We start from the raw sequence: 18,999 nt of genomic DNA on the forward strand, positions 1-18,999 counted from the left end.
CACCACGGCGCTCAGCGGCACAGGCGTGCCATCACCTCGCCGGCCAGCGAGCCGGACGAGACCGGCCGCGGTGTCGCGCGCTGCGGCGAGCGGATCGTGTAAAGCGGCTCGCCGCGCGCGAATCGGCGGGGAAACAGCGTCTGTTCGACCACCGCATACATCGACGTCGCGCAGTCCAGCACCATCCGCCGCAGCGACGACTGGATCGGCTCGCCGCTGGTGGTGTGGATGGCGCCGCCGACCGGCGCGTTGCGCATCACGACCACACCGATGCGCGCGCCCTGGCGGCGCACCGAGCGCTGGTCCAGGTACGAGATCACGCCGTTGGCGCCCATCAGCGGCAGCCAGCGCTGCGGATCGGGCGCGGACGGGTCTGGCGCGGCCAGCGTCACGCAACCCTCGCGCGGTGTCGACCGAAACACGGTGCCGCCATTCGGTCCCTGGCATTGATAGAGTCCGCCCGCGGCGGCCGGGATCACCTTGCCGCCCGCGGTGTCGGCGTGGGCGTCGGCGCTGAATGCCGGCGCCAGCGTCAGCGAGGCGGCCAACAGCAGCGGCGCGAGCCAAGCGGAAGAACGCAAGCGAAGGGACATGGCGCCGGCGCTGAGGGCGCGGCGGCGCGGTGCGGGCGTGGCGACACGAGACGACATGATGCGGGGCGCGTTGGCAAGACAGGGACGGCCCGGGGACCGGCGGCAGGCGCGGCCGCGAGATGCACGGGCCGCGCGACAGCCGGTATTGTCGCACAGCGACGCGCCGCGGCGGCCGCAACGGTGCCGCCGGCGGCGGCATTCGATGCGGATCGCGCCGTGTATCGGGCCGTGTATCGGGCCGTGTATCGGGCCGTGTGTCGGGCCGTACTTTGCGCGGTGATTCAGGCCCCGGTCGGCGCCGGCCTCAGTGCCCCTGCTCGCGCCAGGCGACCAGCTCGGCGATGGTCAGTACCGGCAGATCGTGCTGCGCGGCGAAAGCCAGCGCCTGTTCGTAGCGTGCCATCGTGCCATCCGGATTCATCAGCTCGCACAGCACCGCGGCCGGCTTCAGGCCGGCCAGCCGCGCCAGCTCGACCGATCCCTCGGTATGGCCACGGCGGGTCAGCACGCCGCCGTCGGCGGCCACCAGCGGAAACACGTGGCCGGGACTGACGACCGCGTCGAGCCCGGCATCGTCGGCGATCGCCGCGCGGATCGTGGTGATCCGGTCGACCGCGCTGACGCCGGTGGTGACGCCGGTGCGGGCCTCGATCGACACCGTGAACGCGGTGCCGTACTGGCTGCGATTGTTTTCGACCATCGGCCGCAGCCCCAGCTGCGCGACCTTCTCGCGCGTCAGGCACAGGCAGACGATGCCGCTGCATTCGCGGATCAGCATCGCCATGTTGGCCGGCGTCAGCCGCTCGGCCGCGACGATCAGGTCGGCCTCGTTCTCGCGGTCGTGGTCGTCCATCAGCACCACGGGACGGCCTTCGCGCATGGCCTGCAGCGCCTGCTCGATGCGGGTCGGCAGATCGTGGGGAAGCGCCGGCACGATGGCGTCGGCAGGATCGGCGGCAGCCGGCGCGAACGCGGCGTGGTCGGCGGAAATATCGGCTTGGGAAGTGGACAGCGTGGACAGCATTGAAACGCTCCTTGCGTAAAGATCAACGGGCGTTTCAGGGGATTGGCGGCGCAAGCGGGAGCGCGCACGACGGCCGGCTCGAAGCGCCGACCTGCGTGATCGTCCGCGACGCTGTCCATTCGCGCATGGCCAGGCGACGAGCCGCCGGCCGCATGCAGGGGCACGCGACCGCGCAGCCCGCGCCGTTCCAGCCGAATCGCATGAGGCGGCAGTGAAGCGGCAGCGATGCTTGCTCGCCCATCTTCTTTCATCCGGACTATGACCGTCGGCCCTGGCCTCTCACCAGGTCTGCTGACCCCGCGCGCAACCATGTCGGATACAACGAAGACATGGAACGACGCGGGCGCTCGCGGGCTCGCCGGCCGCGTCGGAGAACGCGTCCGGCATACCGCCGGTGGGGACTTTCACCCCGCCCTGAAGACGTAACGAAACCGGCGAAACGCGCTTGCTCTTCGAGGAATCGTGGGCCGATTCCCAAAGGCGCAGGCCCGCGCCGGCGTTGCGATGTTATCACGCGATGCGGCGTAAGCGCCCGATCTGTACTACAACTAAACGACTTGCGCGGGCGCCGCGCCCGCCATGCGGACGCCGGAATCCCTCGAGCCGCCGCAGGCTTTCCGCGCTCTCCCCGCGTTTCCCGTTCCCGTTTTTCTTGCCGCGATCACGATGCCATTCGACGACGACCCGTTTGCCCGCCTGTCCCGCCGCCCTTCCCCATCCCGTCAGTCCATGCGAGCGCTGCGCTGGCTCGTCGCCCTGCCCCTGCTGATTGCCGGCACCGCGGCATGGGCCGACCCCACCGTGCAGATCGCCTACGGCACCGACAGCCGCACCGATGTGCGCAAGGTCGATATCGCCTTCGGCTGGGACTCCGGCTATGGCTGGGGCGACCCGACCGGCCTGCGGCTCGGCCTGCTGTGGGAGGTCAATGTCGCGCGCTGGGACAGCACCAGCGACGCCAACCCGCGCAACCTGTGGGAGATCGGCGCGCAGCCGGTGCTGCGGCTGGCCTGGCAGCGCCATCGCTGGGTGCCCTTCCTCGAGGCATCGATCGGCGTGCGCTTGATGAGCGGGACCCGGACTTCGGACAACCACACGATGTCGACCGCGTTCCAGTTCTCCGACATGGCAGGCGTCGGCATCGCCTTCGGCAAGGACCAGCGCTTCGCCGTCGGCTACCGCTACCAGCACATCTCGAATGCCGGCATCAAGAAGCCGAACCCCGGCTCGGACTTCCATACCGCCTATCTGCGCTACCGGTTCTGAACGGCGGCGGGCGCCGCGTCGTGCCCCAGCGCTTCGAGCGCGAGGCGCGACGGTTCGTCGGCGGGGAAGAAGCATTCGATCCGCAGTTCCTGCAGCGTGACGTCATGCGGATTGCCCAGCGTGGTCAGCGTCGAGAACAGCGAGGCCTGGAAGCCGTCGGCGCGCAGCACCACCGGCAGCACCGGCGGCAGCGGGCCTTCGCTGCCGTCGTCGTCCGCGTGCGGCACGCCGCCGGGGCCGATCATTTCCGGATGCCATTGCGCGATGCGGGCGAAGATCTCGCGCGCCACCCGGTCGTGCGCCTGCGCCTGCAGCTCCTGCCAGACGCGTCGCAGCAGATAGCGGCCGACCTGATGGGCGTTCTCGATCATTGGCCACAGCCCCTGCGGATCGAACACGGTCAGCATCAGGTTGATGCGCGGGCCGCCGCCCGCATCGTTGCCCAGGCCCTCGGGCAGCACCGCGACGGCGCGGCCGTCGAGCAGCACGTCGACCATGCGCCGATAGGCGCGGTTGGCATCGCTGATGTTCCAGAAGCGGTCCAGCACCACCGCCGGATACGGCTCCTGCTTGGCGAGGATCAGCGCGATCGCCTGGCGCACCATCTGCAGCGGCGGCTCGGCCAGCGCGTGCTCGCTGTAAGCGGGGGCGAAGCCGGCCGCCAGCAGCAGCCGGTTGCGCTGGCGCAGCGGCACGCCGAGCCGGTCCGACAGCGCGAGGATCATCTCGCGGCTGGGCCGTGCGCGGCCCGATTCCAGAAAGCTGATATGCCGCTGCGACACCCCCGCCGCAAGCGACAGCGCGAGCTGGCTGTAGCCGCGGCGCCCGCGCCAGTAGCGCAGCAGGGCGGGAAAGTCGAGGGCGGTTTCGGAGGCGGGGGTCAGCGTGTCCATGGCCGCATTACAGCATGCGGCGCGCGCTGTGGCGATAACCTGCCAGGTAATGAACGGCAGGCGTGCCACATGCCGATGTTATGCTTGACGGCTCGACAACACCCGCGCGCGTAGGGCGCGCACCCTGATGGAAATAGCCATCCTGCTGGCGCTGATCCTGCTCAACGGCGTGTTCGCCATGTCGGAGATCGCGCTGGTTTCGGCCCGCAAGGCCCGTCTGCAGAAGCTGATCGACGAAGGCGATCGCGGCGCGATCGAGGCGGTCAAGCTGGGCGAGGACCCGACCCGCTTCCTGTCGACCGTGCAGATCGGCATCACGTCGATCGGCGTGCTCAACGGCGTGGTCGGCGAGTCGGCACTGGCGCAGCCGCTGGGCCTGTGGCTGCAGGGACTGGGCATGGCGCAGCCGACCGCGGGCTATGTGGCCACCGCCATCGTGGTCGCGGGGCTGACCTACTTTTCCATCGTGCTCGGCGAACTGGTGCCCAAGCGGCTGGGCCAGCTGGCGCCGGAAACCCTGGCGCGCGCGGTCGCGCGGCCGCTGTCCTGGCTGGCGGTCGCCTCGACGCCGTTCGTCAAGCTGCTGTCGGGTTCGACCCGGCTGGTGCTGCGGCTGATCGGCGTCAAGAGCGGCACCGGCCCCGCGGTGACCGAGGAAGAAATCCACGCGCTGCTGGTCGAGGGCTCGGAGGCCGGTGTGATCGAACGCCACGAGCACACCATGGTGCGCAACGTGTTCCGGCTCGACGACCGCCAGCTGACCTCGCTGATGGTGCCGCGCGGCGACGTCGTCAGCCTCGACGTCGAACTGCCGCTGGAGGAAAACCTGCGCCGCATCGAGGAGTCGGACCACTCGCGTTTTCCGGTGGTGCGCGGCGGCATGCACGACGTGATCGGCGTGGTCAGCGCGCGCCAGCTGCTGGCGCGCAAGCTGCGCGGCGAGGCCACCGACCTGGCCGCGGTGATGCAGGCCCCTGTCTATGTGCCCGAGAGCGTCACCGGCATGGAGCTGCTCGAACACTTCCGCTCGTCGGGCGGACAGATGGCCTTCGTCATCGACGAGTACGGCGAGGTGCTGGGCATCGTCACGCTGCAGGACCTGATCGAGGCGATCACCGGCGAGTTCAAGCCGGACATCGCCGGCGACGAGTGGGCGGTGCAGCGCGAGGATGGCTCCTGGCTGCTCGACGGCCTGATCCCGATCCCCGAGCTGAAGGACCGCATCGGCCTGCGCAGCGTGCCGGAGGAAGACAAGGAGCGCTATCACACGCTGTCCGGCATGCTGTTGCTGCTGCTGGGACGGCTGCCGCAGATCGCCGATTCGGTCAGCTGGCTGGACTGGAAATTCGAGATCATCGATATGGACGGCAAGCGCATCGACAAGGTGCTGGCGAGCCGGCTGCCGGCCGAGGAAGGCCCGGAGCCGGATACGACGGGCTAGCCGTCCAGCCTGCGAGGCGAGCCTGCCCTCCCCCCTCTCCCGCAAGCGCGAGAGGGAGCAAGGTCGGAGGTACTGTTTGGCGATGTCGCTTGAATTTGCCGCCGCTGCTGCTCCGTTGCACGCTCCGTGCCGCTCGCGGGAGAGGGGTTTGGGGAGAGGGATTGGGGAGAGCGCCTTGGGCAGAGGGCTTGGGGAGAAGAAAGCCGCGACGCCCCTTCATCAAGCGGCAGCTATACTCGACGAACGCAGAAGCCGGAGAACCGCCATGTCCCGCCTGTTCCGCTCGATGTCCCGCGGCCCGCTTGCCGCGCTTGCCACCGCCGCCGCGTTCGCCGCGCTGCTGGCCGGCCCGGCCGCCGCGCACCACGGCTGGTCGAGCTACGACGACAGCAAGCCGATCACGCTGACCGGCAAGCTGACCGAGGTCAAATACGAGAACCCGCACGCGATGGTGCGGATCGACGCCAACGGCAAGCGCTGGCTGGCCGTGCTGGCGCCGATCTCGCGGATGCAGGCGCGCGGGGCGACCGCCGACAAGGTCGCGGTCGGCCGCGAGGTCACCATCGTCGGCTACCCCAGCAAGGAACACGGCGACGAGATGCGCGCCGAGCGGATCGTGCTCGACGGCCAGACCGTCGAACTGCGCTGACTGTCCCGCAGCGGGCGCCGTGGCATCGCTGACCGGGCTGGGCGCCACGCTGGCGTCGTTGCCGCTGTCGAGCGCGCTGCGCGCTTCGGCCTGGGCCTATCCGCTGGTCGAGATCGTCCACCTGGCCGGCATGGCGCTGCTGTTCGGCACCATCGCCGTGGTCGACCTGCGGCTGGCCGGGCTCTGGCGCAACCTGCCGGTGACGGCGCTGCTGCGCCAGGTGCTGCCGCTGACGATGGCGGCCTTCGTCGCGGTGGCCGTCAGCGGCGTCCTGCTGCTGCTCGCGCATGCCGACGAGCTGGCGACCAATCCGGCGCTGTATGCCAAGCTGGCCCTGATCGCGGTCGGGCTGCTCAATGCGCTGGCATTTCATCTGTGGCCGTACCGCGCCCTGCAGCGGGCCGACGGCCCCGCCGACTGGAACATCGGCGCCCGGCCGCCGGGCTGGGCGCGCACCGCGGCGGTGCTGTCGCTGCTGACCTGGACGCTGGTGATCGCCGCCGGCCGGCTGATCGCCTACGTCTAGCGCGCGCTCGGACGCCACTGGGTCCCTGCTTTGGTGGGGACGACGGGGACCCGGGCCGGTTCGTCATTGCCACCCACGCCGGCCCCGCTTCGTTACAAATAGCCACACTGCCCTGTGCGCAGCGGGCCGCACCGATTGTAAAATCGCCCCGTTCGCAACACCTCAAAAGGAGCGCAGTGTGAAAAAAGGTTGGATTTTTGGTGTGATGCTGGCTGTGCTGCTGACCGGCTGCAACACGATGGCCGGCCTGGGCCAGGACATCCAGCGCGGCGGCCAGAAGCTCGAAGGCGCGGCGGACCGTCACAAGTAAGCCCGCGCAGCCGGGCCGCGGCGCAAGCGGCCCGGCTGTCCGAGGGACCCGCCCGGCTCCGCGGGCGAACGCCGCCGGCCACCGGCCAGCGGCGCTTTCTCGGCGTCAGCGCCCTCGCTGCCGCCGCCGCAACGGCGTGGCAAACAGCTCGTTGCGCGCCGCCTCGGTGATCGCCGTCACGCAAGGATGCGTGATCCGGCGTTCGACCGAGATCGCGAAAAACTCCTCCACGACGTCGTACGTAGCGCCCAGCACGCGCACGCCGTACTGCTTCTCGATGTCCCGCTCGAGCACCGTGGGACCGACGAAGACACCCATGCCCCGCCGCCCGAACTCCTTGGCCAGCGCGCTGTCGTCGCACTCGGCGACCACACGCGGGCGCAGCGAATGCGCGTGCAGCCAGTTCCGCAGCCGCTTGCCGACAGCCGAATCCTCCGCCGGCATGACCAGCGGCGCACCGTCGAGATTTGCCGGAAAGCGCCCGCCGCGTGATTCGAGCAGCCCCGGCGCCGCGAAGAAGCTGACACCGCAACTGCCCAGGTGATGGTTGAACGCCGACACGCTGACGTCGGACGGAATCGGCGCGTCGGCAATCACGAGGTCGAGCCGATGCAGCGCCAGCTCGCCCAGCAGCATGTCGAGCTTCCACTCGCGGCACACGATGCGCACCGGCTCGGGCAGTTGCGTGGCGGGCTCGATCAGCCGGCAGGCAATCGTCTTCGGCACTGCATCGGCCACGCCCACGCGGAACTCCAGCAGCTTGCCCTGGCGAGGGTGATCCCGTATCGCTTCCTCGAGCTCCGCGCCCATCGAGAAGATCGCCTCGGCATAGCCCAGCACCATGCGGCCGGCATCGGTCAGTGCCAACCCGCGCCCGCTCTTCGCAAATAGCGCCATGCCAAGGGCCTCTTCCAGCGACCGGATCTGCGCGCTGATCGTCTGCGGGGCAACATGCAGGCGCTCGCTGGCGCGCAGCACGCCACCGAGCCTGGCCACCTGCAGGAAATAGTGCAGATGCTTGTAGTTCATCGGCTGTCCCCCGCTCGCCGCCAGCCGCGCGCGCGAGATTGTCAGGTTTTATCGGAGGATGGTATCCGAACAATCTGCTTTTCACGCATTGTTTCCGGGTCTAGATTTTTTCCATGCGCCACGGCCGCGCTTCGGCTCGCGCCCGCGTCAACGGCCGCCTTGGCGGCCTTCCGCCCGCCTCTCAGGAGACATCGACATGGCCACGCTCCTTCTGCCGTGCGACGGCTCGCCCAGCGCCCTGCTGGCCGTCCGCCACGCCATCGACGAGTTCCACCGCGGCGATGCCAGCCGGGTCCACCTGCTGAACGTGCAGCCGCCCTTCTCGGCCTACGTCGCACGCCACGTCTGCCGCGAGCTGCGCGCGCAATTCCAGCGCGAACGCGCCGACGCGGAGCTTGCCGAGGCGCGGCAGTTGCTCGACGCCGCAGGCGTGCCCTGTTTCACGCACCGCGAAGTCGGGGACACGGCCCAGTGCATCGCCGAATCCGCGCGCCGGCTGCACTGCGATCGCGTGCTGATCGGCACCACCCGCAAGGGCGCACTGGTCCGTGCGATCGAACATTCGCTGACGAACCGGCTGCTCGATTGCTGCACGGTGCCGGTCGAGGTAGTCGCCGGCGCGCCGGCAGGCATGATCGAGCGGATCGGCATCCCGGCCGGCGTGGGCGCCGGGGTGGCGCTGGTCTGGGCAAGCGCATCCTGACATGATCGTCGATTCCTTCGCCACCGCGCCCATGTGGGCGGGCTTCATCGCCTTCGTCATGGCGATGCTGGCGCTGGACCTCTTTGTCTTCGGCGGCAACAAGGCGCATCGCGTTTCCGTCAGGGAGGCCGGCGGCTGGGTGGCTGCCTGGGTGACGATGGCCTTCACGTTCGCGGCGCTGCTGTGGTGGTATCTCGATGCGCACGCCGGCCGGGAAGTCGCCAACGGCAAGGCGCTCGAGTTCATCACCGGCTATCTGATCGAACAGTCGCTGTCGGTCGATAACATGTTCGTCTTCGTCATGATCTTCAGCTACTTCGCCGTGCCCCCGGAGCTGCAGAGGCGGGTGCTGCTGTACGGCGTGGTGGGTGCCATCATCATGCGCGCCGGCATGATCCTGGCCGGCGTCTGGCTCGTGCAGGAGTTTGCCTGGATCCTCTACGTATTCGGTGCCTTCCTGGTCGTGACCGGCATCAAGATGCTGGTCTTCGCGGACCGGCAACCGGACCTGGAAAAGAATCCGCTGCTGCGCTGGCTGCGCCGGCACATGCGCATCACGCCCGCCTTCGAGCACGAGAAGTTCTTCGTGCGCATCGGCGGCGTGCGTTGGGCCACCCCGATGTTCCTGGTGCTGATCATGATCGAAGCGAGCGACCTGGTGTTCGCGATCGACAGCATTCCGGCGATCTTTGCCGTGACGACCGACCCGTTCATCGTCTTCACTTCCAATATCTTCGCGATCATGGGGCTGCGCGCCCTGTACTTTCTGCTGGCCGACATGGCAGGGCGCTTCCACCTGCTCAAGTACGGCCTCGCGGTCGTGCTGGTCTTCATCGGCGGCAAGATGCTGGCGGCGCCGTGGTTCCACATGCCGGTGCAGTGGTCGCTGGCCATCGTCGGCATCGTGATCCTGGTTTCCGTGCTGATCAGCCTGGTGCTCTCCGCCCGCAAGCTGGACCGCACCGCGACATGACGTGCGGCAATGTGCCGGCGCGCCGGGCTGGAGCAGCGCTTGCGCGTCAGAGCAACTCTTCCGGCGTAAAGGGAGCCAGCAAGTCGATCCAGAACCGTTGCGACCAGGTGGTATCGGGCTCGGTGTCCAGCACGACCGCCTGCTTGCCCTGCCCGTCCACCCATTGCAGCGCGTCGTCCTCCGACAGCTGCAGCCGCCAGCTGTTGACGCCGATGGCGCCCGAGAACAGCTGCGCCACCTGCCCCGCCAGCCGCTCGTTGCGCACGATGATGCCGGTCTCGGTGTTCTGCGTGATCGAGCGCGGGTCGAAGTTCATCGAGCCGACGAACAGCGTCCTGCGGTCGACCACCGCGGCCTTGACGTGCAGGCTGGCCTGCGAAGACTTGAAGTCCCCGACCGCGCGCTGCTGCCGATGCAGCCGGGACTTCAGCTCGTGCAGTTCGACGCCGGCGCGCAGCAGCTCCTTGCGGTAGCGCTTGTAGCCGACGTGCACGATCGGCGAATCGGTCGCCGCCAGCGAGTTCGTCAGCACGCGGATCTTGACGCCGCGCCGGGCCAGTCCGCTCAACCACTCGACGCCGCGCTTGCCGGGCACCAGGTACGGCGAAATGATGATGATCTCCTCGCGGGCCTCGTTCATCATCCGCGCGACCTCGTCGGCCAGCGTATCGTCGCTGTCCGGCAACTTGTCGGGTTCGACCTTGGCCGGGTTGTCGACCAGCACGCTGGCGCGCGCCCATTCGAAGTTCAGCCTGCCGCCGCGGGCGAGTTCGCGCGCGAGGAAGCTCTTGTTCGGATCGATCTTCTGCGGCGCCGTCATGCCGCTCGCCTCCAGCCGCTTCTGCTCGGCCTCGCGCTGCGCAGCCTCGTCGACCAGGGCCTGCTCGGGCGCGGGCGAAGCCGAACCGCGCGAACCGCCCGACCCCGATCCCCCTGTCCCACCGGACCCGCGCGCGGCGGACGCCTGCACGCCCGAACCCGGCGGCGTGCCCGCCGGCCCCGGCGCGGCCTCGTTCGGGTTGGCCAGCGACTCGACCGGAAAGGCGTACTGGCTGTTCCAGTATTCGTCGAAGCCCGCCGACAGCCGGCGCACAGCCGGACCGGCCACCACCACGTCGAGGTCGACGAAGTTGGTATCGGGCGCGCGCAGGAAATAGGCGTTGCCGATATTGCGGCCGCCGGTCATCGCCATCGCGTTGTCGGCGATGAAGACCTTGTTGTGCATGCGCCGGTTGACGCGGCGGGCGTCGCCGACCACGCTGATGAAGCGCGTCAGCTTGGAGAAGCGCCCCGCCGGAAACGGATTGAAGTAGCGGACCTCGATATTGGGATGGCGGGCGAACCGCAGGAAGGCCGGATCCTTGCCGTCGCTGTGCAGGTCGTCGACCAGCAGCCGCACATGGACGCCGCGCTCGGCGGCCGCGCGCACTCGGCGCAGGATTTCGCGCGACGATTCGTCGGCAGCGACGATGTAGTACTGCAGGTCGAGGGAACGGGTGGCGCGGTCGGCCAGCGTGATCAGCGTGCCGTAGGCGTCTTCGCCCGACGACACCACGTGGAAGCCGGACAGCGCCGGGTCCGGCGTACTGCTGGCGACGACCTGGCCCAGCGGGGTATCGGCCCAGCCGGCGAAGGCAGTCGAAGGCCGGCGCGGCACGTCCTGCGGCAGGCTGGCGCAGGCGGAAGCGCTGAGCGCCAGCGTCACCGTGGCAAGCCAGCGCAGCCAGCTTGCCGTGCGCGGCCCCGCTTTCCCACACGACACCGCAAGCGCCGTCATGCCGACTCCATCAGTCCCGATGCTGTCAGCTTAGGCGGCACCAACGGCGCGGACAATCGGCCTTTGTCCGACAGTCCGAAAGCGCGGGAGGGAGCCGGTGCTCAGCCGCGCCGCAGCGCCGCCGCTTCTTCGGCCAGCGCGCGGATGCGCGCCCAGTCGCCGCTGGCGACCGCGTCCCTGGGCACGACCCAGGAGCCGCCGACGCAGACGACGTTCGGCAGGGCCAGATAGCCCGGCGCGCGCGCCGCGTCGATGCCGCCGGTCGGGCAGAAGCGCAGCCGCGGAAGCGGCCCGTTCAGCGATTTCAGCATCGGCATGCCGCCGGCGGCCTCGGCCGGGAAGAACTTCAGGAAGGTAAAGCCGGCCTCGAGCGCGGCCATCGCCTCGCTGGCGGTGGCCACGCCGGGCAGCAGCGAAATGCCGGCATCGCGCGCGCCTTCGGCGAGCCGCGGCGTCAGCCCGGGCGACACCGCGAATTGCGCGCCGGCGTCGCGCACCGCATGCAGCTGCGCGACGTCGAGCACGGTACCGGCGCCGACAATGGCCTGCGGCAAGGCGGCGGCGACCGCGCGCATCGCCTCGAGCGCGACCGGCGTACGCAGCGTGATTTCGAGCACCGGCAGGCCGCCGGCGACCAGTGCCTCGGAGACGCGCAGCGCCTCGTCGACGGCGTGGAACTCGAGCACGGGGATGACCGGCACGCCGGCCAGGCGGTCGATCAGCGAGGGAGATTGGCTAGGCATGGCGTTATCGGGAAGAAAGTCGGTACGGGTTGAAGGAAAGCGCTGTCCGTCGTCGCACGGCAGGACGCGACACGGGGACCGAAGCGCGGACCGTTGCCGTCATCGGATCACCGAGACCGATTCGGCCAGCCGCGCCAGCACCGTTTCCGCCGACGGGATCGGCGCGACCGCGCCATAGCCGGTGGTCGACAGCGCGGCGGCCACGTTGGCATAGCGGGCCGCCTCGAAGGGATCGTCGCCGGCCGCGAGCCGGGCGATGAAGCTGCCGCCGAAGCAATCGCCGGCGCCGGTCGCGTCGAGCGGCTGCACCGGGTAGGCGGGCACCAGTGCGCGCGCATCGGGGGTCGCAACATAGGCGCCCTCCTCGCCGAGCTTGAGCGCGACCAGTTTGACGCCGCAGCCGAGCAGATGGTCGACGATCGCGTCGCGGTCGTCGAGCCCGGTCAGCACCGTGACATCGTCCCAGCTCGGCAGACAGATATCGGTCATGCCGAGCGCCTCGCGCATGATGCCGCGCGCGCGGGCCAGCGACCACAGCCGCAGCCGCAGATTGGTGTCGAGCGAGACCTTGACGCCGGCCTTGCGCGCCAGCTCCATCGCCGCAAGCCCCGCGTCGCAGGCGCTGTTGCTGATCGCCAGGCTGATGCCCGACAGATGCAGATAGCGCGCTTCGGCGATCGCCTGCTGCGGCAGGTCGTCATGGCTGTAGCAGCTCGCCGCCGAGCCCGCGCGCAGATAGTCGAAACGATGGCCGTGGTTGTCGTGGCTGACGAAGTAGACGCCCGTCGGCGCCCGCGAATCGGTGCGGACATGGCGGGTATCGACGCGCTCCTGCGTCCACAGCGCCAGCAGCCGTTCGCCGAAGCTGTCGGCGCCCACCGCGCTGATGAAGCCGGTCTGCGCGCCCTGGCGCGCGGCGGCAATGCAGAAGTTCGAGGTGTCGCCGCCGAAGCCCTGCAGATAGCGCTCGGGCGCGTCGGGCTGCTGGTTGAACTCGACCAGCGCTTCGCCGAAGGCCAGGATATCGATGCTCATGGTGCGACCGCCGATACGGTAGAAGAAAGGGAACAGAGAGCCGGCAAACGGTCAGAAGAAGGTCTGCACGATATCGACCACGCGCAGCTCGTCGTCCAGCACCGGGATATGCCGCCACTTGTCGAAGGTCAGGCAAGGATGCGAGATATCGAAGGCGATCATGTCGCCGACCCGCACGTCATCGCCCGGCGCGATCCGCAGGTAGGCGTGCTGGTCCATCATGCCGGTCACTTCCCAATGGGACGGCGCATCGGCCGGTGCGGTTCCCCGCGCGTCGGCCGGCGCGCTTTCCGGCGCGCTTTCCAGCGCGCTTGCCGGCGCACTCGCCGACCGCGGGCGGAAGTGCCGCGCGGGAATCGGCATGCCGGCATCGAAGGCCGCGTCGCGCTTGCCCATGCCGACGATCGCGCGGTCCGGCTCCGGGATCGACTGCACATAGGCCCACAACTGCAAGGCGGGCAGCAGGCCCTCCCGCATCCTTTGTGCCACCGGATTGCTCGCGAGGATGCGCTGCTGCGCCTGCCGGTAGATGCCGACGTCGTGCGTCAGATAGCATCCCGGACGCAGCACGATGTCGATGGGCGCGCCGATGTCGGCGCCGGCGAATTCCTCGGCCACCACGTCATACCAGGCCGACCCCGCGCCGGACAGCACCACCGGACGCGATTCGATCCGTGCGCCGAAGCGGCCCTGCCCGGCCAGTTCGCGCGTGGTCGCCACCGTGCGGCGCAGGAAGGCGCGGATATCGGCCTCCTGCTGCAGCACGCCCTCGTAGATCTCCACACCGGCCAGCGTCAGCGCATCGGTCCAGCGGTCGAGCGCGTCCAGCACCTGCTGCTGCTGCGCGGCGTCGCGCACGCCGGTGCGGCCGCCCTCGACGCCCAGTTCGAGCAGCACCTGCAGGCGCTGGCCGCGCCCGCGGAAAAAGCCGCCGAGCCGATCCACCAGCTCGGCCGAATCGACCAGGCAGAAGAACTCGAAAGCGGGATCGCGCAGCAGGTCGGCGACGATCTCCATATTGCGCCGGCCCACCAGCTGGTTGGCCATCAGCACGCGCTTGACGCCGTGCGCATGCGCCGCCGCGGTCTGCTGCGCGGTCGCCAGCGTGATACCCCAGGCGCCGGCCTCGAGCTGCCGCGCGAACAGCTTGGGCGCCATCGTGGTCTTGCCGTGCGGCGCCAGCTTCACGCCGTACTCGTCCATGAACCGGCGCATCCAGGCCAGGTTATGGGCCAGCCGGGATTCGTACAGCACCGCGGCCGGCAGGCTGACCTCCTCTTCCAGCAGCCGCCAGCCGGTGGCGGCCTCGGCCGGTGCCAGCGGCGCCTCGAGCTTGCCAAGCGCCTTGTTCAGCGGATCGATGATGCCGCTCTGGTACTTTATATCACGCATGTCCTGATCCGCCCTTCCGCGCCTTTCCGCGCCCCAACGCGGCCCTGTGGCGCCGCATCGAAATTTTCGATTGACGTAATGATAGCGGCGAAACTACGATATTTCACCTTTGTTATAAAGTAACACGCCGCGATGCCGCGCCTCCGCCCGGGGCGGGACGCACCATCCGGCACCCCTTCCGCCAAGCCCATGCCCGCTGCCTTCGACATCCTGACCCGCATCGCCGAGCGCGGCCCGACGCTGCGGCTGGCCGAGCAGAAGGTGGCTCAGCTCATCCTCGAAGACGTCGCCGGCGCGGCGTCGGCGAGCATCAATGCGCTGGCGCGCAAGGCCGGCGTCAGCGAGGCAAGCGTGACACGCCTGGCCAAGGCGCTGGGCTGCCGGGACGTGCGCGACCTGAAGCTGCGGCTGGCGCGCGCCACCGCGGTCGGCCAACGCTTCCTGCAGCACGAGCCGGGCACCGCTGACGCGGATGCGGCCCCGCCCTCGCTGGCCGATCGGCTGCATGGCGACGTGGTCGCGGTGCTCGAGGCCAACCGCCAGCTGATCGACGAGGCCCAGATCGAACGCGCCGCGCGCCTGTTGCAGGACGCGCGCATGGTCTACGCTTTCGGCATGGGTGGCGGCTCGACGTGGCTCGCCGACGAGGCGCGCTATCGGCTGGCGCGACTGGGCCGGCCGGTCGCCAGCTATCAGGACGCGGTGCTGCAGCAGATGGTGGCCGCCACGCTGGTCAAGGGCGATGTGGTGCTGGCCTTCTCCGTCAGCGGCAGCGTGCCCGAGATGCTGGCCAGTTGCGATGTCGCGCGCGAATACGGCGCGCGGGTGATCGCGGTGACCGCGCTGGGCTCGCCGCTGGCCGCGCGCGCCGACGTGCTGCTGCCGGTGCGCGCGCTGGAAACCGATTTCATCTTCAAGCCGTCGGCCTCTCGCTATGCGATGTTGCTGGTGCTGGACGTGCTGGCCACGCGGCTGGCGCTGCTGCAACAGGACGACAGCCAGGAACGGCTGCGTCGGCTCAAGTACGTGCTCGACGCGCATCGGGGCAGCGGCGAGCGCGGCAACGCGGCGCTGCGCGACAGCCGTCAGCCGCTCGGAGACTGACCATGGCAGCGAGCCCGGACACCGCCTTCGCCTATGACACGCTGATCCGCGGCGCCACCGTGATCGACGGTTCGGGCGCCGCCGCGCGCGTCGCCGATGTCGCGCTGCGCGAGGGCCGCATCGCGCGCATCGTCGACATCGATGCCGACGGCGGCGACGCGGAGCAACGCATCGCCTCCGCTGCCGCGGCCGACGTCATCGATGCCGCCGGGCTGGTGCTGGCGCCGGGCTTCATCGACGTCCACACGCACGACGACACCAACGTCGTGCGCCAGCCCGAGATGATGCCGAAGCTGTCGCAGGGCGTGACCACCGTGGTGGTCGGCAACTGCGGCATCAGCGCGGCGCCGGTGACGCTGCGCGGCGAACCGCCCGATCCGATGAACCTGCTGGGCGATGCGGACGCGTTCCGCTATCCCAGCTTCGCGGCCTACGTCGATGCGATCGCGGCCGCGCGTCCCGCGGTCAACGTGGCCGCGCTGGTCGGCCACACGGCTCTGCGCAGCAATCATCTGGACCGGCTCGATCGGGCCGCCGGCGCGGACGAGATCGCCGCGATGCGCGCGCAGTTGCAGGAGGCACTGGACCACGGCGCGCTCGGCCTGTCGACCGGGCTGGCCTACGCCAATGCATTTGCCGCGCCGACCGAGGAAGTGCTGGCGCTGGCCGAGCCGCTGGCGCACGCCGGCGCGCTGTACGCCACGCACCTGCGCAGCGAATTCGCCGAGATTCTCGACGCGATGGACGAGGCCTTCCGCATCGGCCGCCATGCGCGCGTGCCGGTCGTGATCTCGCACCTCAAGTGCGCGGGCGTGGACAACTGGGGCCGCAGCGGCGCGGTGCTGGCCGCGCTCGATGCCGCGCAGCGCTGGCAGCCGGTGGGCTGCGACTGCTATCCCTACACGGCCAGTTCGTCGACGCTGGACCTGAAACAGGTCACCGGCGACTTCGACATCATGGTGACCTGGTCCGAGGCGCATCCCGGCATGGGCGGACGCCTGCTCGCCGATATCGCGGCCGAATGGCAGGTCGACCTGCACGAGGCGGCGCGCCGCCTGCAGCCGGCGGGCGCGGTCTATCACTGCATGGAAGACGCCGACGTCGACCGCATCCTGGCCCATCCGGCCACGGTGATCGGCTCGGACGGGCTGCCCAACGATCCGCTGCCGCATCCGCGCCTGTGGGGCGCGTTCCCGCGCGTGCTGGGGCACTACGCGCGCGATCGCGAGCTGTTTCCGCTGACGATCGCGATCGCCAAGATGACCGGCATGTCGGCCGAGCGGTTCGGCCTGGCCGGCCGCGGCTTCGTGCGCGAGGGCCATTGGGCCGACCTGGTGCTGTTCGATGCCGCGACGATCCGGGACGCGGCCACCTTCACCGAGCCGATGCAACCGGCCGAGGGCATCGCCGCGGTGTGGGTCAACGGCACGCTGTCATGGTCGCGGCGGCGCGCCACCGGCGCGCGCGCCGGCCGCTTCCTGCCGCGCGGCGAACCGGCCCCGGCCGTGGCGGACGCCATCGCGGACACGTAAGTCCGCGCCCTTCCTTCCCCGTTTTTTGCAGCTCACCGTTTCCCGTATTCAGTTCGAAGGAGTCTTCATGGATATCCAACGCTTTGGCGTCGAAGGCGGCACCGGCACCGGCGGCCAGCACATGCCGTTCGCGCGCGCGGTCGCGGCCGACGGCTGGCTCTATGTGTCCGGCCAGGTGCCGATGGTCGATGGCGAGGTCGTCGACGGCGGCATCGTCGCGCAGACCCACCAGGCCATCAGCAACGTGCTGGCGATCCTGGCCGAGGCCGGCTACGGCCCCGAGCACGTGGTCCGCTGCGGCGTCTGGCTCGACGACGCGCGCGACTTCGCCTCGTTCAACAAGATCTTCAAGCAGTATTTCGGCGCCAATCCCCCGGCCCGCGCCTGCGTGCAGTCCAGCATGGTGGTCGACTGCAAGGTCGAGATCGACTGCATCGCCTACAAGCGGCCGGGCGGCTGATTCGGCCGGCTTCGCCGCCACTTCCCTCCCTTTCCCAACCGGGCCGCGCCAGCGGCCTCTTTCATACGCCGCGGCGCCGACCGGCCCCGCGCACCCCAAGGAGACAACATGGTCCCAGTCACCGGAACCACGCTGTTGCTGTATGCGCTGATCGCCGTGATCGCGCTGGTCGTGCTGATCGCGCGATTCAAGCTGAACCCCTTCATCACGCTGGTGGTGGTATCGGTCCTGCTCGGCTTCTCGGTCGGCATGCCGATGAACGAGATCGTCAAGTCGTTCGAGGCCGGCGTCGGCGGCACGCTGGGCCATATCGCGCTGGTGGTCGGCCTGGGCACCATGCTCGGCAAGATGATGGCCGAGTCCGGCGGCGCCGAACGGATCGCGCGCACGCTGATCGCCTTCTTCGGCGAGAAGCACGTGCACTGGGCGATGGCGACGATCGCCTTCATCGTCGGCCTGCCGGTGTTCTTCGAGGTCGGCTTCGTGCTGCTGATCCCGATCGCCTTCAATATCGCGCAGCGCACCGGCACCTCGATGGTCAAGGTCGGCATCCCGATGGTGGCCGGCCTGTCGGTGGTGCACGGCCTGATCCCGCCGCATCCGGCGGCGCTGCTGGCGGTCACCGCCTACGGCGCCGACATCGGCCGCACCATCCTGTATGCACTGATCGTCGGCATTCCCACCGCGGCAATCGCCGGTCCGATCTTCGCGACGCTGATGGACCGCCATATCAAGCTGCCCGCCGACAACCCGCTGGCCGCGCAGTTCATCGAGGAAGCGGACGACACCGCGCCGGCGCAGGCGCTGCCGGGCTTCGGCATTACCGTGTTCACGATCCTGCTGCCGGTGATCCTGATGCTGATCGGCAGCAGCGCCGACCTGGTGACGATGCCGAAGACCTGGGCCAACGACTTCCTGAAGCTGATCGGCAATTCGGTGATCGCGCTGCTGATTGCCGCGCTGGTCAGCTTCTATACCTTCGGCAAGGCGCGCGGCTTCAATCGCGAGGCGATCCTGCGCTTTACCAACGAATCGGTGGCGCCCACCGCGATCATCACGCTGGTGGTCGGCGCCGGCGGGGGCTTCGGCCGCATCCTGCGCGATTCGGGCATCTCGAACTCGATCGTCGAAGTGGCCACCGGCGCCAACGTGTCGGTGCTGGTGCTCGGCTGGCTGGTCGCCGTGATGATCCGCGTCGCGACCGGCTCGGCCACCGTGGCGATGACCACCGCGGCGGGCATCGTCGCGCCGATCGCCGCCAGCGTGCCGGGCACGCGCCCGGAGCTGCTGGTGCTGGCCACCGGCGCCGGGTCGCTGATCCTGTCGCACGTCAACGATGCGGGCTTCTGGCTGGTCAAGGAGTACTTCAACATGACGGTCGCGCAGACCTTCAAGACCTGGACCGTCTGCGAGACGATCATCTCCGTGGTCGCGCTGCTGCTGACGCTGGGGCTGGCGGCCGTGATCTGAAGGCCGCGGCGGCGGCGGTGCCAAATTGGCGCGTCTTACCTACAATGGCCGGGAAGTTGCCGGCTTGCCAGGAGACGCC

Annotated in this window: 19 protein-coding genes and 1 riboswitch; of the genes, 11 read left to right on the top strand and 8 right to left on the bottom strand. The window is 69.4% G+C overall.

The features are described 5' to 3' along the window. Positions 1–11: 11 nt before the first annotated feature. A complete protein-coding gene (locus tag F7Q96_RS21540) occupies positions 12–593 on the bottom strand; it encodes a surface-adhesin E family protein (protein WP_053824578.1) in 582 nt (193 codons plus the stop codon). 304 nt (positions 594–897) lie between these two features. After that, the gene (gene ribB / locus F7Q96_RS21545) at positions 898–1,617 is read right to left on the bottom strand and encodes a 3,4-dihydroxy-2-butanone-4-phosphate synthase (protein WP_053823713.1); all 720 of its coding nucleotides are present in this window, start codon (positions 1,615–1,617) and stop codon (positions 898–900) included. Positions 1,618–1,852: 235 nt separating this feature from the next. Beyond that, positions 1,853–2,043, bottom strand: a riboswitch (FMN riboswitch). A 240-nt stretch (positions 2,044–2,283) separates the two neighbouring features. Between ribB and F7Q96_RS21550 the strand changes: the two genes are divergently transcribed. Beyond that, positions 2,284–2,883, top strand: a complete 600-nt coding sequence (locus F7Q96_RS21550; protein WP_226995049.1) for an acyloxyacyl hydrolase — start codon at positions 2,284–2,286, stop codon at positions 2,881–2,883. Here F7Q96_RS21550 and F7Q96_RS21555 read toward each other — a convergent pair. After that, on the bottom strand, positions 2,871–3,776 hold the full coding sequence (locus F7Q96_RS21555) for a helix-turn-helix domain-containing protein (RefSeq protein WP_053823710.1): 906 nt from the start codon (positions 3,774–3,776) through the stop codon (positions 2,871–2,873). The two genes, F7Q96_RS21550 and F7Q96_RS21555, sit on opposite strands and share 13 nt — an antisense overlap. 127 nt (positions 3,777–3,903) lie before the next feature. Here F7Q96_RS21555 and F7Q96_RS21560 point away from each other — a divergent pair, with 127 nt between their 5' ends. The 4 genes from F7Q96_RS21560 (at position 3,904) to F7Q96_RS21575 (ending at position 6,702) form a co-directional block, all read left to right on the top strand. Beyond that, complete coding sequence (locus F7Q96_RS21560) at positions 3,904–5,217, top strand: hemolysin family protein (RefSeq protein WP_053823709.1); 1,314 nt, start codon at positions 3,904–3,906, stop codon at positions 5,215–5,217. 265 nt (positions 5,218–5,482) lie between these two features. Continuing rightward, on the top strand, positions 5,483–5,866 hold the full coding sequence (locus F7Q96_RS21565) for a DUF6152 family protein (RefSeq protein WP_390885723.1): 384 nt from the start codon (positions 5,483–5,485) through the stop codon (positions 5,864–5,866). Between the two features lie 19 nt (positions 5,867–5,885). After that, positions 5,886–6,392, top strand: a complete 507-nt coding sequence (locus F7Q96_RS21570; protein ID WP_053823708.1) for a DUF6644 family protein — start codon at positions 5,886–5,888, stop codon at positions 6,390–6,392. A 178-nt stretch (positions 6,393–6,570) separates the two neighbouring features. Continuing rightward, positions 6,571–6,702, top strand: a complete 132-nt coding sequence (locus F7Q96_RS21575; protein WP_006578423.1) for an entericidin A/B family lipoprotein — start codon at positions 6,571–6,573, stop codon at positions 6,700–6,702. A 105-nt stretch (positions 6,703–6,807) separates the two neighbouring features. Here the strand turns inward: F7Q96_RS21575 and nhaR are convergent, their stop codons facing one another. Continuing rightward, on the bottom strand, positions 6,808–7,731 hold the full coding sequence (gene nhaR, locus F7Q96_RS21580) for a transcriptional activator NhaR (RefSeq protein ID WP_053823707.1): 924 nt from the start codon (positions 7,729–7,731) through the stop codon (positions 6,808–6,810). 196 nt (positions 7,732–7,927) lie between these two features. Here nhaR and F7Q96_RS21585 point away from each other — a divergent pair, with 196 nt between their 5' ends. Both F7Q96_RS21585 and F7Q96_RS21590 read left to right on the top strand, forming a co-directional pair. Then, the gene (locus F7Q96_RS21585; protein WP_053823706.1) at positions 7,928–8,434 is read left to right on the top strand and encodes a universal stress protein; all 507 of its coding nucleotides are present in this window, start codon (positions 7,928–7,930) and stop codon (positions 8,432–8,434) included. Between the two features lies 1 nt (position 8,435). After that, positions 8,436–9,407, top strand: a complete 972-nt coding sequence (locus F7Q96_RS21590) for a TerC family protein (RefSeq protein WP_151023266.1) — start codon at positions 8,436–8,438, stop codon at positions 9,405–9,407. A gap of 46 nt (positions 9,408–9,453) precedes the next feature. On the opposite strand, the gene F7Q96_RS21595 is transcribed toward F7Q96_RS21590, so the two are convergent. The 4 genes from F7Q96_RS21595 to F7Q96_RS21610 all read right to left on the bottom strand — a co-directional run bounded on the left by F7Q96_RS21595 (position 9,454) and on the right by F7Q96_RS21610 (position 14,354). Then, entirely contained in the window at positions 9,454–11,184 is a 1,731-nt protein-coding gene (locus tag F7Q96_RS21595; protein WP_053823705.1) for a phospholipase D family protein, read from the bottom strand. Positions 11,185–11,285: 101 nt separating this feature from the next. Further along, positions 11,286–11,927 carry a bifunctional 4-hydroxy-2-oxoglutarate aldolase/2-dehydro-3-deoxy-phosphogluconate aldolase gene (eda, locus tag F7Q96_RS21600; protein ID WP_053823704.1) on the bottom strand — a complete coding sequence of 214 codons (642 nt, stop codon included), beginning with the start codon at positions 11,925–11,927 and terminating at the stop codon, positions 11,286–11,288. 99 nt (positions 11,928–12,026) lie between these two features. Next, complete coding sequence (locus F7Q96_RS21605) at positions 12,027–12,962, bottom strand: sugar kinase (protein ID WP_053823703.1); 936 nt, start codon at positions 12,960–12,962, stop codon at positions 12,027–12,029. Positions 12,963–13,013: 51 nt separating this feature from the next. Then, positions 13,014–14,354 carry an amino acid deaminase gene (locus F7Q96_RS21610; protein ID WP_053823702.1) on the bottom strand — a complete coding sequence of 447 codons (1,341 nt, stop codon included), beginning with the start codon at positions 14,352–14,354 and terminating at the stop codon, positions 13,014–13,016. 189 nt (positions 14,355–14,543) lie between these two features. Between F7Q96_RS21610 and F7Q96_RS21615 the strand changes: the two genes are divergently transcribed. The 4 genes from F7Q96_RS21615 (at position 14,544) to F7Q96_RS21630 (ending at position 18,920) form a co-directional block, all read left to right on the top strand. Then, the gene (locus F7Q96_RS21615; RefSeq protein WP_053823701.1) at positions 14,544–15,458 is read left to right on the top strand and encodes a MurR/RpiR family transcriptional regulator; all 915 of its coding nucleotides are present in this window, start codon (positions 14,544–14,546) and stop codon (positions 15,456–15,458) included. A gap of 2 nt (positions 15,459–15,460) precedes the next feature. Continuing rightward, a complete protein-coding gene (locus F7Q96_RS21620; RefSeq protein ID WP_053823700.1) occupies positions 15,461–16,990 on the top strand; it encodes an N-acyl-D-amino-acid deacylase family protein in 1,530 nt (509 codons plus the stop codon). A 67-nt stretch (positions 16,991–17,057) separates the two neighbouring features. Further along, positions 17,058–17,450, top strand: a complete 393-nt coding sequence (locus tag F7Q96_RS21625; RefSeq protein ID WP_053823699.1) for a RidA family protein — start codon at positions 17,058–17,060, stop codon at positions 17,448–17,450. A 108-nt stretch (positions 17,451–17,558) separates the two neighbouring features. Further along, a complete protein-coding gene (locus F7Q96_RS21630; protein WP_053823698.1) occupies positions 17,559–18,920 on the top strand; it encodes a GntP family permease in 1,362 nt (453 codons plus the stop codon). Positions 18,921–18,999: the final 79 nt, after the last annotated feature.

Source organism: Cupriavidus gilardii (assembly GCF_008801915.1).
Taxonomy (GTDB): Bacteria; Pseudomonadota; Gammaproteobacteria; order Burkholderiales; family Burkholderiaceae; genus Cupriavidus; species Cupriavidus gilardii.

Excerpts from the sequence above, each read along its gene's own strand:
- F7Q96_RS21540 (WP_053824578.1), bottom strand. The coding sequence starts at position 593 with ATGTCCCTTCGCTTGCGTTCTTCCGCTTGGCTCGCGCCGCTGCTGTTG.
- ribB (WP_053823713.1), bottom strand. The coding sequence starts at position 1,617 with ATGCTGTCCACGCTGTCCACTTCCCAAGCCGATATTTCCGCCGACCAC.
- F7Q96_RS21550 (WP_226995049.1), top strand. The coding sequence starts at position 2,284 with ATGCCATTCGACGACGACCCGTTTGCCCGCCTGTCCCGCCGCCCTTCC.
- F7Q96_RS21555 (WP_053823710.1), bottom strand. The coding sequence starts at position 3,776 with ATGGACACGCTGACCCCCGCCTCCGAAACCGCCCTCGACTTTCCCGCC.
- F7Q96_RS21560 (WP_053823709.1), top strand. The coding sequence starts at position 3,904 with ATGGAAATAGCCATCCTGCTGGCGCTGATCCTGCTCAACGGCGTGTTC.
- F7Q96_RS21565 (WP_390885723.1), top strand. The coding sequence starts at position 5,483 with ATGTCCCGCCTGTTCCGCTCGATGTCCCGCGGCCCGCTTGCCGCGCTT.
- nhaR (WP_053823707.1), bottom strand. The coding sequence starts at position 7,731 with ATGAACTACAAGCATCTGCACTATTTCCTGCAGGTGGCCAGGCTCGGT.
- F7Q96_RS21585 (WP_053823706.1), top strand. The coding sequence starts at position 7,928 with ATGGCCACGCTCCTTCTGCCGTGCGACGGCTCGCCCAGCGCCCTGCTG.
- F7Q96_RS21590 (WP_151023266.1), top strand. The coding sequence starts at position 8,436 with ATGATCGTCGATTCCTTCGCCACCGCGCCCATGTGGGCGGGCTTCATC.
- F7Q96_RS21595 (WP_053823705.1), bottom strand. The coding sequence starts at position 11,184 with ATGACGGCGCTTGCGGTGTCGTGTGGGAAAGCGGGGCCGCGCACGGCA.
- eda (WP_053823704.1), bottom strand. The coding sequence starts at position 11,927 with ATGCCTAGCCAATCTCCCTCGCTGATCGACCGCCTGGCCGGCGTGCCG.
- F7Q96_RS21605 (WP_053823703.1), bottom strand. The coding sequence starts at position 12,962 with ATGAGCATCGATATCCTGGCCTTCGGCGAAGCGCTGGTCGAGTTCAAC.
- F7Q96_RS21610 (WP_053823702.1), bottom strand. The coding sequence starts at position 14,354 with ATGCGTGATATAAAGTACCAGAGCGGCATCATCGATCCGCTGAACAAG.
- F7Q96_RS21615 (WP_053823701.1), top strand. The coding sequence starts at position 14,544 with ATGCCCGCTGCCTTCGACATCCTGACCCGCATCGCCGAGCGCGGCCCG.
- F7Q96_RS21620 (WP_053823700.1), top strand. The coding sequence starts at position 15,461 with ATGGCAGCGAGCCCGGACACCGCCTTCGCCTATGACACGCTGATCCGC.
- F7Q96_RS21625 (WP_053823699.1), top strand. The coding sequence starts at position 17,058 with ATGGATATCCAACGCTTTGGCGTCGAAGGCGGCACCGGCACCGGCGGC.
- F7Q96_RS21630 (WP_053823698.1), top strand. The coding sequence starts at position 17,559 with ATGGTCCCAGTCACCGGAACCACGCTGTTGCTGTATGCGCTGATCGCC.